The organism is Bacillus sp. ISL-39 (assembly GCF_018613295.1).
Taxonomy (GTDB): domain Bacteria; phylum Bacillota; class Bacilli; order Bacillales; family Cytobacillaceae; genus Mesobacillus.
In genome coordinates this window covers 67,591-83,270 of sequence record NZ_JAGGQM010000028.1, presented here as the reverse complement: position 1 = coordinate 83,270, position 15,680 = coordinate 67,591, and the positions used below count along the sequence as shown (strand labels likewise).

At 44.8% G+C, this 15,680-nt stretch carries 16 protein-coding genes; 11 read left to right on the top strand and 5 right to left on the bottom strand.

The annotated features are described in order from the left end of the window. The first annotated feature begins 2 nt into the window (after positions 1–2). A complete protein-coding gene (locus J7E37_RS19375; protein WP_215026485.1) occupies positions 3–1,091 on the top strand; it encodes a GerAB/ArcD/ProY family transporter in 1,089 nt (362 codons plus the stop codon). Beyond that, positions 1,088–2,155: a Ger(x)C family spore germination protein gene (locus tag J7E37_RS19370; protein ID WP_251009767.1), complete on the top strand. Its 1,068-nt coding sequence runs from the start codon at positions 1,088–1,090 to the stop codon at positions 2,153–2,155. The genes J7E37_RS19375 and J7E37_RS19370 overlap by 4 nt, the downstream gene beginning before the upstream one ends. Positions 2,156–2,194: 39 nt before the next feature. On the opposite strand, the gene J7E37_RS19365 is transcribed toward J7E37_RS19370, so the two are convergent. Beyond that, complete coding sequence (locus J7E37_RS19365; protein WP_215026482.1) at positions 2,195–3,370, bottom strand: FtsW/RodA/SpoVE family cell cycle protein; 1,176 nt, start codon at positions 3,368–3,370, stop codon at positions 2,195–2,197. Between the two features lie 420 nt (positions 3,371–3,790). Here J7E37_RS19365 and J7E37_RS19360 point away from each other — a divergent pair, with 420 nt between their 5' ends. From J7E37_RS19360 to J7E37_RS19335, 6 genes are all read left to right on the top strand, one after another. Further along, entirely contained in the window at positions 3,791–4,573 is a 783-nt protein-coding gene (locus tag J7E37_RS19360) for an undecaprenyl-diphosphate phosphatase (RefSeq protein ID WP_215026479.1), read from the top strand. A 736-nt stretch (positions 4,574–5,309) separates the two neighbouring features. Further along, positions 5,310–6,230 (top strand): substrate-binding domain-containing protein, encoded by a 921-nt coding sequence (locus J7E37_RS19355; RefSeq protein WP_251009766.1) that lies wholly within the window; start codon positions 5,310–5,312, stop codon positions 6,228–6,230. Positions 6,231–6,234: 4 nt separating this feature from the next. After that, positions 6,235–7,095, top strand: a complete 861-nt coding sequence (locus tag J7E37_RS19350) for an ABC transporter substrate-binding protein (protein WP_215026476.1) — start codon at positions 6,235–6,237, stop codon at positions 7,093–7,095. A gap of 60 nt (positions 7,096–7,155) precedes the next feature. Further along, positions 7,156–7,854 (top strand): ABC transporter permease, encoded by a 699-nt coding sequence (locus J7E37_RS19345; RefSeq protein WP_214776389.1) that lies wholly within the window; start codon positions 7,156–7,158, stop codon positions 7,852–7,854. After that, positions 7,851–8,582, top strand: coding sequence for an ABC transporter ATP-binding protein (locus J7E37_RS19340; protein ID WP_215026474.1), 732 nt, complete (start codon positions 7,851–7,853; stop codon positions 8,580–8,582). Before J7E37_RS19345 ends, J7E37_RS19340 begins: the two co-directional genes overlap by 4 nt. A gap of 140 nt (positions 8,583–8,722) precedes the next feature. Then, on the top strand, positions 8,723–9,475 hold the full coding sequence (locus tag J7E37_RS19335; protein WP_215026471.1) for a (S)-benzoin forming benzil reductase: 753 nt from the start codon (positions 8,723–8,725) through the stop codon (positions 9,473–9,475). Between the two features lie 74 nt (positions 9,476–9,549). On the opposite strand, the gene J7E37_RS19330 is transcribed toward J7E37_RS19335, so the two are convergent. Then, complete coding sequence (locus J7E37_RS19330; RefSeq protein ID WP_215026468.1) at positions 9,550–10,131, bottom strand: STM3941 family protein; 582 nt, start codon at positions 10,129–10,131, stop codon at positions 9,550–9,552. Between the two features lie 134 nt (positions 10,132–10,265). Here J7E37_RS19330 and J7E37_RS19325 point away from each other — a divergent pair, with 134 nt between their 5' ends. From J7E37_RS19325 to J7E37_RS19315, 3 genes are all read left to right on the top strand, one after another. Further along, a complete protein-coding gene (locus J7E37_RS19325) occupies positions 10,266–11,615 on the top strand; it encodes a sensor histidine kinase (RefSeq protein WP_215026465.1) in 1,350 nt (449 codons plus the stop codon). A gap of 51 nt (positions 11,616–11,666) precedes the next feature. Further along, positions 11,667–11,969 (top strand): hypothetical protein, encoded by a 303-nt coding sequence (locus J7E37_RS19320; protein ID WP_214776262.1) that lies wholly within the window; start codon positions 11,667–11,669, stop codon positions 11,967–11,969. Between the two features lie 126 nt (positions 11,970–12,095). After that, on the top strand, positions 12,096–12,251 hold the full coding sequence (locus J7E37_RS19315; protein WP_192470097.1) for a hypothetical protein: 156 nt from the start codon (positions 12,096–12,098) through the stop codon (positions 12,249–12,251). A gap of 159 nt (positions 12,252–12,410) precedes the next feature. On the opposite strand, the gene J7E37_RS19310 is transcribed toward J7E37_RS19315, so the two are convergent. From J7E37_RS19310 to nagE, 3 genes are all read right to left on the bottom strand, one after another. After that, on the bottom strand, positions 12,411–12,602 hold the full coding sequence (locus tag J7E37_RS19310) for a hypothetical protein (RefSeq protein ID WP_215026462.1): 192 nt from the start codon (positions 12,600–12,602) through the stop codon (positions 12,411–12,413). Positions 12,603–12,686: 84 nt separating this feature from the next. Beyond that, a complete protein-coding gene (locus J7E37_RS19305; RefSeq protein ID WP_215026457.1) occupies positions 12,687–13,604 on the bottom strand; it encodes a DUF7916 family protein in 918 nt (305 codons plus the stop codon). A 653-nt stretch (positions 13,605–14,257) separates the two neighbouring features. After that, positions 14,258–15,634 (bottom strand): N-acetylglucosamine-specific PTS transporter subunit IIBC, encoded by a 1,377-nt coding sequence (gene nagE / locus J7E37_RS19300; RefSeq protein WP_215026454.1) that lies wholly within the window; start codon positions 15,632–15,634, stop codon positions 14,258–14,260. Between the last annotated feature and the right edge of the window lie 46 nt (positions 15,635–15,680).

Below are 15,680 nucleotides of genomic sequence, written 5' to 3'. Positions count from 1 at the left end.
ACATGCAGCAGCCAATACCTGAAAGATTGCAAGTGTCACCATTCCTCGTCCTCTATTTAATCATGTCCATGCAGATTGGAATCGGTGTCCTTGGCTACCAGCGCATCATCGCAAAGGACGCTGGCTATGATGCCTGGATATCGGTCATTGTTGCTGGTTTAAGCATCCATATCATCGTTTGGATGATCTATAAAATATGCGGGACGGTTGAAGGAGATATTGTCTCTGTCCATGCCTTTGTCTTTGGCAAAATCATCGGCAATATTTTAAGTACTGTTTTTATTGTCTACCTGCTAATCTTTGCGTTGGCTGTTTTAAGGACTTACCTCGAAGTCGTTCAGGCATGGATGTTCCCAGAGATCAGTCCTTTCTGGTACAGCCTTGTCTTTTTGATTCTTTCGGTTTATATCGTATTTGGCGGATTTCGAACAGTGACCGGTATAGCTTTTTTCTGTATCGTCCTCCCTAGCTATCTGCTGCTGACGTTTGGCTTTGCACTCAGGTTTGCAGAATTCAGGAATCTGCTGCCGATACTCGATCATTCTCTAAAAGACATGGCGATCAGTGCGTTCAATATGTCCCTTACGTATGTCGGGTTTGAAATACCGCTGTTTTTCTATCCATTTATCAAGGATGCACCTAAATCACAAAAATGGGCCCATCTAGGTGTCTTTATAACGACCATTATTTATACCATACTGGCGATTATAACTTTTACTTATTTTTCTGAAGCACAACTGGCCAAATCCATCTGGGCAACACTTGAAATGTGGAAAATTGTCAGCATGCCCTTTGTTGAACGATTTGAATATATCGGAATCGCAAACTGGAACCTGATTATCCTCCCGAATATTTGCATCGCTCTTTGGGGCGCCAGCATGATTTTAAAAAGATCCTTTAAGCTGCAGCAAAAAAAAGGAGTGATTGCCCTCGCTATCGTCTGCTTAATCGCTATTCCTTTTTTGGATACAAGGGCTAAAATAAATTTACTGAATGACTGGGTCGCACGGATTGGGTTCAGTGTGACCTTCGTCTATATTCCCTTTTTATTTATCGCAACGATGATCGCCAAGAAGGTGAGAAAAAAATGATGAATAGGATTTTGGTCGTACTTTCGTTTATTTCCCTTTTGCTTACAGGATGTGTCGAAAAGGAAATTATTGATGATGTTAATATCGAAATGGGCGTGGGTTATGACCAGAAGGAAAATGATAAAATTGAAGGCACGATCATGGTCCCTATTTTTAACCCCGATAAGAAAATTGGTAATTTCACCTTTTCTGCAACAGCTTCGAGCAACAGGGATTTAGTTCAGGAGATTCAGCGCAAGTCCGCACAGCCACTCGTAACAGGCTCCCTGGAAATTGCCATCTTTGGTGAAGAGATCGCTAAAAAAGGGATCAGGGAATTCATCGATGCTTTTGAGCGTGATCCGAGTATCGGCGCCAGGGTATATTTTGCAGTTGCAGATGACAAGGCAAAAGAAATTTTAACAGGAACATATGGCAATAGAGGGAATGCTGTTCATTTATCTCAATTGATCAAGCACAACACTGAAAGTCGCAATTTGCCGATTACCAACATGCACCTCTTTTTATTCGATCTATACCAGGAAGGAATAGACCCCTATCTGCCAATCCTGAAAAAAACGGAACCTCAAGTAATCGATATCGTCGGAATTGCCTTATTCAAGGATGAAAAAATGGTGAGTGAACTGCCTTCAGATAAAATGTTCTTCCTTAAGCTTCTTACTGATAAATTCAGCGAAGGATCTTATAGATTGGAAATGGATGGAGAGCAAGTCGCAATCAAAGATCTGGATTCGAAAAATAAGTTAAAAATAAGGAAACGGGAACCCTATGTTGTAGACGTGGAAATTGAGATTAAAGGACTTATTCGTGAGTATACCGGAAAAATTGTGACACCTGAAGTGATCAAGAAGATTGAAAAGGAATTTGAGGATCAAGTCAACAAAGAAACCACAGCGATGATACAGGATTTCCAGGAAAAAGGAATCGACCCAGTTGGTTTTGGCCAATTCATCAAAACCAAAACAAGAGGCTTTGATTTTAAAAGATGGGAAGATGAGTATAAGAATTTAACGGTGAATGTAAAAACTGATGTGATCATAACAGAGGTAGGGATTGTTGAGTAAATGAAAGAGGGTGTCCATATATGGCACCCTCTTTCATTTTTATGCAGAAGTCGAGAACATGTATTTCTTATAATGGTACCGTATCGAGAAAATCAAGCTTACCGCGAGCATATTGCCCATTAACGAGCTACCGCCGTAGCTGATGAATGGCAAAGGGATACCCGTGATTGGCAGCAGGCCGATAGTCATGCCAATATTCTGGAATACGTGGAAGGTAATCATGCTGATGACACCGACACAGATGTAAGTGTAGAAATCGTTTTTTGTTTCCATGCCAATCTTCGTGATTTGATAGATCAGCAGGAAAAACAAGCTTACGATGATGCTTGCACCTACAAAGCCGAATTCCTCGCCGATGATGCTGAATATGAAGTCAGTATGGCTTTCTGGCAGGTATACTTCCCTTGTGCCATAGCCTTTTCCGACAGTTTCACCTGAGCCGATCGCCAGCAGCGACCTCGTCAGCTGAAACCCGGTTGTGCTCTGGTAATTATAAGGGTCAAGCCAGGAGTAGATCCTCCCGAATTGATATTCCTTCACCCCAAGATATTTTTCAAGGATTTCAGGCTTCCAGATCACAAAATAAAATATGATTGAAATCAGTGTCAGGCCTGTCCCGAAAATAGGGACAAGCAGCTTCCAGGTGATGCCCGAGATGAAAATCATCCCAAGCATGATGGCAATATAAACGAGTGAAGTACCAAGGTCAGGCTGCTGCATGACAAGCAAGAGCGGCACCATCGTGACAATACCGATTTTAATCAAAAGCCAGAAGTCCGTTTGCATCGATTTCAGCCGATACTTCTGATGATGGTCGACAATCACCCGAGCAAGCGCTAGGATGATGAACACCTTCACCAGCTCGGAAGGCTGAAGGGTACCCATTGCCGGCACCCTGTACCAGCTTTTGGCGCCATTGATGACAGGAGCAATACTTGAAGGTGCGACAATCAGCCCTGCCAGCAGGACCAGTCCAAAACCATACGCATACCAGCTCAATTTTTGCAGCTGGTCGGAGTCAAGAGTGATGACCGCGGCAATAATGCCGGCACCTATTATGTACCAGATGATTTGCTTAATCAAAAAGTTTTCAGAGCCATACTGTCCCGTCGTTTGGGCACTGTAAATGGCAATGCAGCTTGACAAAAATAATAAGATCAATATCGTAACCAGCCCATAGTCGAGCCGGGAATTCGTTTTAGGATTCGAAGTCATTTTTATTCCCCTTTTAAATGAAGGCAGATTCCATCTGACATTTGAGTAAGCTTTTTATTAGGGCATAGAATCGAGCCCTGAATGAAGAACTGTTCAATACTTCATTATATTTTTTTCGACAATAAATCACAACTTCTGACTATGAAATGGTTATTATTACATATCTGAATAATATTATTCAGGAAATTTGACGGAGGGAAATGGAGGAGGTTTCCTTTTCAACTTTCAGCCCTTAATGACGGACAGTTTTGCGGCTTTTCCCGGGATTTTTGTCCGTCATGACCTCGATGACGGACTGTTTTGCTGCTTTTCCTGGGATTTTTGTCCGTCATCGAGTCATCTGTAAATTTACGAGCATACTGCTTGGACATGTTTCATAGCTTTGTAAGGGACAAAGTCTTTGAAAAAGTGGGGATTCGTATGCTATCAAAAATTGAAGCTTTCATACTTGGAATTATCCAGGGCTTGACGGAGTTTTTGCCGATCAGCAGTACCGGGCACCTTTATCTTGGCAGGAATTTGTTCGGTCTTGAAGAGGCCGGCTTGCTGCTCGATACGATGCTTCACGTAGGTACGCTGCTCGCGGTGTTTGTGTTTTATAGATATGAGTTTATCAAAATTTTGAAAAATCCGTTTGGGAAGCTGACCTTCCTCCTTGTTGTCGGCACGCTGCCGGCTGTCGTGGTCGGACTGCTTTTTGAGGATTACTTTGATGAGATATCGAAAACCGGCGTGACGATTGGCTGGGAATTTCTGATTACGGGGACCATGATGTGGTTCGCCGACTCAATCAAAAATGGCCGCAAAAAGATGGAGGAGATCAGCTATACAGATGCACTGGTGATTGGCACCTTCCAGGCAGCGGCTATTTTTCCTGCGATTTCCCGTTCCGGATTAACGATTGTCGCGGCGCTTTGGCGTAAGCTCGACCGCGAGACTGCAGCCTACTTCTCTTTCCTGCTTTCAACTCCTGCGATTCTGGGAGCGATTGTCCTGCAGGGAAAAGATCTTTTCAGCGGCGGAAGTGAGACAATTTCGATTCAGGCGTTGTTAATTGGAATCATTTCAGCAGCGATTTTCGGTTATATCGCGGTCAAATGGATGATTGGCTATTTGAAAAATCATTCTTTGAAACCTTTTGCGATTTATGTGTGGATCATGGGGCTTGTTGTTCTGTATTTTCAGTATGCAGGGCAGTTCTAATAAGGTTATTGGCGATAATTTAATTTTATTGGCGGAGTTCACAATTTTATTGGCGATAATTTCGTTTTATTGGCGATTTTATAACTTTATTGGCGAAAATCCAGTTTTATTGGCGAATTGGAAATTCCCGCTGATTTTTACCAGTTCCCACAATCATCAAAAAATGCACACCAGCCGCATGAATGGTGTGCATTTTCCATTTATCAGCAGCCGCCGTCTCCGCCCATTAGGACAAGACCTTCACGATACTCGTCATATTCAAGTGCCATACCTTGAGTATAGTCGACGATATTGGATTCGATTGCGACTTGAATTTCATTGATTACTGTTACATGATCATCTTCTTCCGGCTCCTCCAGAGCCAGACCAATCTGCGGGCCTCCTCAGCCAAAGCCGCCGAAGTATACGCGGATACCTTCTGCGTTGCGCTCAGCGAGGATCTCTTTTAAAATGTCGCGCGCTTTATCTGAAATCTGCATTCTCCCTTTTCCTTTCTTCATCAATTCTGTCTAGTGCTTAGTTTACCATGGTATCAATAATAAATACACAATACTGCCCGGAGTATTTTGTGAAGGTTATATTTGGAAAAAATTGTGCATCTCCAGCTGTAATTGTGAACGATTTTTGATTGAAACACGACGAAACTAAACGAAACTTAACAAAACTAAACAAAAAGTATACCCATCTACTAAATATTCTATTATATTTAGTTTAGGATGAAAAGGAGGGAAACCATTTGCAAATCTACACTCCAGATGAAATCGCTTCCATGCTGAAAATTTCCAAGCATACTGTCTATGAAATGATTAAGCGTGGTGATCTTGCAGCCTTTAAAGTAGGCAATAAAATGCGGATTGAAGAAAGCGAGTTTGAAAGATATAAAGCCAGCATGTCCGCAAATCCGGTGAAAGCGCAGGAATCAAAGGCGGCAGGCCAGCATTCTTTGCAGCTCGCAGGCAGCCATGATTTCCTGGTCGAACAGCTGGTAAAGTACATAGCGTCTGAAGGAACAGGACTTTCAATCACTCCCTCCTACATCGGCAGTCTTGAAGGGTTGATGATGCTTTACAGAGGCAGTGCTGATATCGCTGCGGTCCACTTGCTTGACCCGGCATCACAGCAATACAATCTTCCCTTTATCCGCCAGCTTTTTGTCCATGAGCCGATTACGGTGATGAGACTTGCTTCCCGGGACCAGGGCTTGATTGTCGCAAAAGGAAATCCAAAGAACATCACCGGTGTCAAAGACCTGGCAAGAAGTGATGTCACGATCATCAATCGGCAAAAAGGTGCCGGAACCCGCTTCCTGCTCGATTCCTTCCTGGCCGGTGAAAAACTTGAACCAGCAGCAGTGAACGGTTATGAAAATGAAGAATGGACCCACCTTGGCGCAGCGGCCCACATCAGCAGAGGAAGTGCAGATGCTGCCTTCGGAATCAGATGTGCAGCAAGCCAGCTTGGACTAGATTTCATCCCGCTTACGAAGGAACAGTTTGATCTTGTATTCCGCTGGACTCCCGGAAACAAAGATGCTCTTATACATTTGATTGACCTAATTCAGCTTACCAATTTCAAGGACAGCATCGCCGACCTTGATGGCTATGATGCTGAGGAGTTCGGAAAAATCATCTATGGAAACCATTTATCGGAGGCATAAAAAAATGAAACTGAAAAAATTAATATCTATCTTACTTGTGCTTATGTTAGTTCTTGTAACTGGATGTTCAGATTCTGATTCTACTGCCAATGAACCAGAAAAGGCTCCAATAGAAGAAAAAACAGACCTGATTCTCGCGACTACTACCAGTACCCAGGACAGCGGATTGCTCGAGGTATTACTGCCTGAATTCGAGAAAGACAATAACTACAATGTAAAAACGATTGCTGTCGGCACTGGCCAGGCACTTGAAATGGGAACGCGCGGCGAAGCGGATGTCCTGCTTGTCCACGCTCCAGCTGCGGAAGAGGAGCTTGTTAAGAGCGGCGATGCAATCAACCGCCAGAAGGTCATGTACAATGATTTCATCTTTGTCGGTCCTGCTGAAGACCCAGCTAAGATAAAGGGTTTATCTGTTGCAGAAGCATTGACGAAAATCACTGAATCAAAAGCTTCATTTGTATCACGCGGTGATGATTCCGGTACACATAAAAAAGAGCTGGAGCTTTGGAAGAAATCTTCCCTTGATCCAAAATCCTTAGGCGATGCCTATATTGAGACTGGCCAGGGCATGGGTGCAACACTCATGATTGCCTCAGAGAAAACAGGCTATACCCTGACAGATCGCGCGACATTTCTGGCGCAAAAGAAAAATATGCCTGACACTGAAATGCTGCTAGAAGGTGATGAAAGCCTGCTGAATATTTATCATGTTATGCAGGTCAACGATGATAAGCATGATAAAGTGAATGCAGAAGGTGCGAAAGCATTCGTGGAATTCATGATTGCTGAAGACACAAAAAACATCATCAAGGACTTTGGCGTGGATGAATACGGTGAGCCTCTCTTTTTCTTGTTCGAATAGGATCACTGGTAATATATAATCATAATATGCAGAAAATTCAGAAGGAAAGCCTGATTGCGCATGGAACTTTTACTAGAAGGATTAAAAAAAGCTATAGAGATGATTCTGTCAGGTGATCCGGAGATTCTTGAGATTACCTTGCTGACATTGAGGGTGTCGATTACAGCCGTATTGGTCAGCACATTGATCGGCATACCAACAGGGATGTTCCTGGGTCTCTCCCGTTTTCCAGGAAGGCGGTTCATACTTGCCATCATCAATATTGGCATGGGCCTCCCTCCGGTCGTTGCCGGCCTGTGGATCACCCTTTTCCTGTGGCGATCAGGCCCGCTTGGCGATTGGTCCTGGCTTTATACGCCAACAGCGATCATTCTCGCGCAGATCCTGGTTTCATTGCCAATTGTCACGGCGCTGACAAGCACGGCCTTCCAGCAGATCAATCCGAAATTGATCTTACAGGTGAAAGCGCTTGGAGCGACGAAAATCCAGCTTTACTGGATCTTGATGAAAGAGGTCAAGCTGGCGATTCTTGCAGCCATCATCGCCGGGTTCGGCCGGGTCATTGCCGAAGTAGGAGCTGCGATGATGGTCGGCGGCAATATTAGCGGCGAAACACGGATTTTGACGACTTCGATTGTCATGGAGGTATCGAAAGGCAATTTCGACATTGCCCTCGCGCTCTCATTCATCCTGATGACCCTTGCTTTCATCATTACATTCAGTTTGACTTATTTACAGCAAAGGAAGCGGAGCCTATGACCCCACTGATTACTGTAAAAGACTTAGAAGTGACGGCAGGTAAAAAGAAACTGCTTTCCATCCCCTATTTTGAGATTCAAGAGGGGGATGTCCTTGGGGTCATGGGACCGAATGGCGCAGGAAAAAGCACGTTTATTAAGGCGTTATCAATGCTTGAAAAACCGGCCCATGGATCGATTTTTTTAAAAGGTCGCGATATCACGGTTGACCTGACACTGGAGGCGCGGAGACAATTCGCTGTCGCGATGCAGCAGCCGCTCCTTCTTGATACGACTGTTTTCCACAACATTGCGGTAGGACTGAAACTTAGGAACCTTCCCCGCCAGGAAGTGAAAAACAAGGTCGCCTATTGGCTCGATAAATTCCAGATCGGCCATCTTGCCAAAAAGCAGGCTGCCCATCTGTCGGGCGGTGAGGCTCAGCGTGTCAATCTCGCACGGGCCATGGTGCTCGAGCCAGAAGTCCTGTTTTTGGATGAACCATTCTCAGCACTGGACTTCCCCACAAAGATCCAGTTGTTGAAGGATATCAAGTCGATCATCCAGCAGACGAAAACAACGACCGTTTTTGTCAGCCATGATCTTATGGAATTGAAATACCTGGCCGGAACGCTGGCGATCCTGATGGATGGCGAGCTGAAGCAGACCGGTCCGACAGAAGAAGTGTTGTCATCCCCCAACACATCGACATCCACTTTTATAAATGATTGGAAAAGCCTTCTCAATTAGATTGTTTCAAGCATGGCTGCAGAAAGCCATGCTGTTTTTTCGTTTGATGAAAATTAAATAATCGATTATCTTTAGCTATAAAAATCCGGATATAGTATGATTCAATGCGAGCATTATTTTTACATAAAGGAGTGTATATAATGAAATATGCAATCATCACAGGTGCTTCAAGAGGGCTCGGAGCTTCAGCAGCACAAAAAATGGTATCTGAAGGTATTCATGTGATTACTGTGTCCCGGAGTGAGAACAATTCACTAAAGCAGGCTGCGGAACAATCCGGGGCGGGATATACCCATCACAGCTGCGACCTTAGCTCCGAGATCCAGGTTTTAAGTATATTTGCCGCAATTGCAGATGATGTTTTTAAAAAGGCTGAAGCTGTTTATGTGATTAATAACGCTGGAATCATTGAGCCGATTGACGTTGCTGGAGAGCTCGATGGATCTTTAGTGCAGAAAAATATCCAGGTTAATCTGACGGCACCAATCCTGATCAGCAATTTATTTATACAAAAGGCAAAAAATGCTGGCACGAAATTGATCGTCGCTAATGTAACATCTGGCGCTGGTGAGAGGCCAATCCAGGGATGGAGCATTTATTGCAGCACAAAAGCCGCTGTCAACATGTTCACGATGACTGCAGGCCTTGAGCTTACGAACAGCGAAAGCAGCAGCAAGGTCATCGCCTTCAGTCCAGGTCTGATGGATACCGATATGCAGATGACGATCCGCTCTTCTTCTGAAGAATCATTCGCCGATGTAGATACCTTCAGGAATTACAAAGAAAGCGGCAGTCTCCGCAGCCCGGATACTGTTGCCGGAGCACTTGTAAATCTTGTATTGGCCGATGACCTCGAAAACGGAAGAATTTATAAAGTGAATGATTTGCTTTAGTATTTTGCATGTCCGGGATATAAAAGTATGAAGCTAAAAAGCGAAGGAGCAATCCCTCTTCGCTTTTTTTTCATTCACATATTCGTTTCCTTCGCCTGATCAATTCGCTCTTCTCCATGGGATTCAATGAAAAAGGGGATATTCATTTCAAGCAAAAGGTCCAGCAGTTCCTGTTTTTTCTTGATGTTGCTTAAGCCGATATTGAAAGCGGGGAATCCTGTACTGACATTCAATCTCGCAAGACGCTGTCCGCCTTTTGGCATCGAGTCGATGTACTTAGCTTCGTCAATTAAGATGATGCCCAAAGTGGCATTATTATGTACCTCGTATGGCAGGATCCCATCTATATCCTCCCATGGAATAAAACCAGGACCTGCTTTGCCTCGCAATGTCAGTCCTTTATCACTGATCGTCACATTCGCTTCTTTTTCAAAAAAAGTTTTTCCTAAAAATATCAGGCTCCATCCCAGTATGATGACCAGCGCTCCGAACAGGATCATCCCCATGCCATTTCCTTCTGGTTCGGACAGCATACTTATGAACCCGATAAAAAAACTAACGGTCACAAGTCCAATAACAGCAAAGAGAAATGCGATTCTTACCTTCGAAAAATGGAAAATCCCTCTCCATGTTTCTCCCCCTATTCTAATGTTCACTTGGATAAATTACCCATATTACCTATTTCTAAAACCAATTTATTCCATCTATAAATAAATTATTCTGCTCTGTTTTTGGATACTTTTTTAGTATGATGAAGGTAAGATTGATCATGGGAGTGGGAGTGGCATAAATGGATCGGATTTCTTTTAAAATCGGGGCAGTTTTTTTCATAACGATACTGCTGGTCGAAAGTGTCTTATTTTACTACCTTCATTCTTCTATCATCCATTCAAGGATTGACGAGGAGCTGGCTTCCCTGCAAACGCGTGGCAATAACCATCGTGATATTCTTGAGACTTCCTATACCCAGGAAACCATACACCATATTACGATCATGGAATCAAAGACGGATACCCATGTCATTATCACTGATCATACAGGCGCAATTGTTTCTTCATCGGTCCCGACCGATAACTCCATGAAGGATATCATTAGAGAAACTCCTTCTGATGTTCCGCGGGCTGGCACGATTTTAGAGGATGACTGGCAGGACAAGCAATATATAGCGTCAGTCAGTCCCCTAGAGAACAATGGTGCTGTTTATATGTTCAAGAACACCCAGCGCGTCCAGAGCCTTATTGCCAAGCTGAATAAACACTTCTGGCTTGCCGGTATCCTTCTGCTGATCTCAATGGCTCTGATTACCCTTTTTCTATCCAGGTTCATCACCAAGCCAGTCATTAGGATGAATGAAGCGACTTCCAAAATTCGCCAGGGCGACTATTCCGTTACTCTGCCCCGCCGTGGAAACGATGAATTGGGAGAGCTTTCAGAGTCGATTCAGGTACTGGCTGATGACCTGAGCCACATGAAAAGGCAGCGCAATGAGTTCCTCGCGAGCATTTCCCATGAACTGCGGACACCGCTCACCTATATAAAAGGGTATGCGGACATAGCGGGCAAAGCAGGAACATCAACAGAGGACAGAAGTCATTACCTGCAAATTATCCATGAAGAGGCAACGAAGCTTTCCGGTCTGATCAAAGGGTTATTTGACCTCGCAAAAATGGACGAAAACACTTTTACCATTCGAAAAGAACGTGTAGCGCTTTGTGAATTCATGCGTGGAATACACACGAGGATGGCACCATCTTTTAGCGAAAAAAATATCGCGCTTAATTTTGCCTGTCCTGGGGAAGTCTATATCGAGGCCGACCCAACCCGCTTTGAACAAATCATCATTAATCTGCTGGATAATGCAAGAAAGTATTCTGAAGAAGGCACTGCGACTTCAATGCAGGTTTTTAAAAAGAACCGCACAGTTCATATTATCGTGAAGGATGAAGGAAAAGGAATTCCCGAAGAAGACCAGGCCTGGGTTTTTGACCGATTTTACCGTGTCGACAAATCGCGGTCAAGTGCTTTGGGGGGTTCAGGGCTAGGGCTTGCAATCGTAAAAGAGCTCGTGGAAGCGCATGGCGGAAAAATCATTCTCAGCAGCGAGCTTGGCAAGGGCACAACTTTCGAAATCATTATCTGATTGGTTTTAAAATCCTGAAACATGGAATACATAACTAGAGGGGTGATGTCATTGAAACAAGTTAATTCGTTGGTGGAAATTGTTGAAGCTGTAAAGAAAGACAACAATGGCAATAAAGTCTTGCTCAATCAGCACGAAACCTCACGCTCCGCCGTCACTTTGGGTGACGAAGACACAGAATCCGGCACGAGGCTTCATGTGAAAGCAGTGTTGGACAACACACTCTACTACTCAGAAGTATTTACCGATGACACACTGTATGAGGAAGCAAACAGCCTGATACAGGAGCTTAAAGGTCTGGCAGAGGTTGAGTTAGTAAGCGAGGAAGAGATTGACCGACTAATTGAAAAGTGAGTGATAATGGGCAGCTGTGTGCAGGCTGCCTTTTTATTATGCCTAGCCTCGGTTAAAAAGTTTTTACATATTGCCACCCTTTTACCGGGAAAACTAAGATTGTACTCACTATAAGGAGGGTTTGTAATGACGAAAAAGTTCAATAAGGGCAGCAGAAACCAAAATTCTCCCAAGCTCGGGAACCAGATGGCCGAGTTTTCCGGCGAATTGACAAGCGGGGACAATAGCAAGGGAAACAAGCACAACAAAGATCAGAGTGATAAAACCGATCGTCACCACTAAAGTTCCAGAACAAAAAGCGCAAGCACCTCGTTCAGCCCCGACAAGCGCTGGAGGGACTGACAGTGAAGTCGTTCTTTGACTTAAATTGGCAGGACCGAAATCGATAAGTATAAAGTTCCTGGTGTACAAGGAAAAAAGCCGGCAAACAATTGCCGGCTTTTAGTCCATATCTGTCAGAATGGCTGTCTGGTTATTTAGGTTTGCAGGATCGACTCCGTTGCTTTCATTTTCATCATAAAAAGCCTCCTGGAGCTTCATGTTCGCTTCCGCTGTTTCTCTTTGTTCTTCTTCAGAACCTGGATTGACAGGCTTTGCGTTTGGATCGATATGAACAAACTTGTCCTTTTCCATGATGTATCCCTCCTGATGTTATTATCAGCCTTGGACTTTACTTTTACCCGCATTCTGGTTGAAGCGAACTGGAAAAATAAGGATTTACCTGCGGACAGAGGCTGCCATCCGGACATAAGTATGCCGTTTGCCGCGTACGACAATGGAATAGGCCATGATGTTCTCAGGTGACGCGATTCCTCCTGCCCCGGCGTCTCCAATATGGTAGAGGTCTGCACCAGCCATCTTGCTGTTCAGAGCAATTTGCTTGATTGTTTGTTCATCCGCCCCCTCCTGGCTTGTACCTGTCGTCAGGATTGCGAGTGCTCCTTTTTGGTGGACAAGCTCAACTAGCTTAGCAGTCTTTTCAACCGTGAACCCTGGTACTGTGCCTGGCGAGGGGATCAGGATAATGTCAGCACCTGCTTCGACAAAGGTATGCAAGGTTTCTTCCGTCATCATCGTGCTACCCGTCTCACCAGCCACCCCTGCACCATGCATCTTTCCCGCAATGATCAAACCATCTGGACCGAACGCTGCCCTGGCTTTCTCAATCGCCTTCGTGATCTCGGCATTCGTCACGCCTGTTTTGGGATTTCCTGTCAAGCAGACGAAATCGAAGCCAAGCTCCTTCGCTCTTTTAAGGGAAGTATCGGTAGCAATCCTTCCTTCAGGCAGCTGCTGGAGCGCCTCAAGCTTGTCCGCCTGGAGGTCGACCGGCTCAAGGTTTAAGCCCACCGGACGGCCAACAAGCTTCTTTAATTGGGCGACCACTTCCGACGGTTCTGCTTCTGGCAGGCTCTCAATCGAAGGATTCATTACATCAAAGAAGTTCACCAGGATCAGGTCAGCGCCGAATGCCGCCGCCAGTTCCGCATTCGTCACGGCAGGGTAAAACGGCGAGAATGCTCCGATTACCTCAGATAAAATCGTCCGTCCCTCCGATGCAATGATGGCCTTTTTCAAATCCTGTCCCGTCATTTTTTCAAAATCAGATGCTGTGCAGTCCAACAGACGTTTCATGATCATATCCCTCCATTTTATGTATTGGCTATGTTTCTATTTTTCCGTTTGTATTTTGTTCCATTCCAGAATATTAAATTGACCGGGCATAGTAAAACGGTAAGCTAGCTGCTTTTTCCTCTTTGCATGGTCATTAGGAGCCTTATAAAGACCACCTTGCTTCATTTTTCCTCTTTGCATGGTCATTAGCGGTCTTATAAAGACCACCTTGCTTCAGTTTTCCTCTTTGGATGGTCATTAGCGGTCTTATAAAGACCACCTTGCCTCAATTTTTCTCTTTGCATGGTCATAAGCGGTTGTTATAAGGACGATCTAACATAATATTTGCGAATCATCTATGAAAAAAACTTGGCGGTACGATTACCGCCAAGCCTGCTTCTTATTGAAACGTATAAACTTTTACACTCAGATTAGTGTCTAGCTGCGGCTCCTAACTCCTCGAGACGTTTGTCTAGGTTCGCCTCCTAGAAACTCCGAAACTTCAACTCCGCCGGCAGAAGCAAAAAGCGCTTCTTTGTCGGAGTCTCCAGTTTCTGTGTTTCTGAGCAGTCGGCTATACTTTTCGATTTCAGTCCTGCCAATGAAGTCAAAGAGCAACTTCACTTATCAGGCCCTCTAACGATTGTCGGAGTTGGGCAGTCGCCTCCGCTTTTCTATTTCCGCTTCATCTCATTGGCCAAAAACTCTACATCGGTTCCTACAATGACTTGAAGGTCTGTTTTATTTAGTTTTAATACACCTTTTGCTCCCAGGCGCTTGAGCTCTGCTTCATTTACTTTTGTCATATCATCGACTTTTAATCGAAGGCGTGTGACGCAATTGTCCAGCTCCTTGATATTGCTTTTGCCGCCTAATGCTGCAAGATAGTGATCTCCAAGCTCTGCGTAATTGCCTTTTGAAGCACCGCTATCTGTGAACTCGCCTTCAACCTCGTCTTCACGTCCTGGAGTCTTGAGGTCAAGCTTGATGATCAGGAAGTAGAAAATCACGAAATACAGAACCGCGTAAACGAGGCCGACACCAAGCAGCAGCAATGGCTTTTGCGCGATTCCATAATTCAGCACATAGTCGATTGCACCGGCTGAGAATCCGAATCCATGGTGGATATCCAGCATGTAGGTGATGGACATGGCCAAACCAGTCAACACAGCGTGAATTCCATAAAGTACAGGAGACAGGAACATGAACAAGAATTCGATAGGCTCCGTAATCCCTGTCAGGAAGGATGTGAACGCTAAACCGACAAGCGCGCCGGCAGTAGCCTTTTTGCGCTCCTTTTTCGCCGCGGCAATCATCGCGAAGGCTGCAGCTGGAAGGCCGAACATCATGACTGGGAAGAAACCGTTCATGAATATTCCAGCTTTAGGATCACCTGCGAAGAAACGGTTCAGGTCACCTTTTACAATATCCCCTGCCGCATTTGTGAATTCACCAAATTCAAACCAGACGAGCGTGTTCAGGACATGGTGAAGACCCATTGGAATCAATAAACGGTTCAAGAAACCGAATACGCCTACTCCAACCGCACCCGCGCCAACAATCCATTCACCGACATTGTTGATGCCCGCTTGGATTGGCGGCCAGACATAGCCGAAAATACCGGCTAAAACAATCATCACCAATGAAGTGATGATCGGAACAAAACGTTTGCCGCCGAAGAAGCCGAGCCAGTCCGGCAGTTTGATATCATGAAAACGGTTGTATAGCAAGCCAGCGATGACTCCGGATAAAATCCCGCCAAGCACGGCCATATTGATCTCTTCATTGACAGCACCTGCGCCCTTTGTCAAAACAAAATAGCCAATCGCTCCGGCTAGACCGGCTGCACCGTGCCCATCCTTCGATATACCGACTGCCACACCAATCGCGAATAATAATGCAAGGTTGGCAAAAATTGCGTCACCTGCCGCAGAAATAAAAGCAATATCCAATAAGTCCGGCTGCCCAAGACGCAGCAATAGTGCAGCTGCAGGCAAAACTGCGATGGGAAGCATCAACGCCTTCCCGATCCTTTGTAAGAATCCTAGCACCTTCAACACCTCTTCCATTAAAATGCAAGTGCTTACATTTATCCGT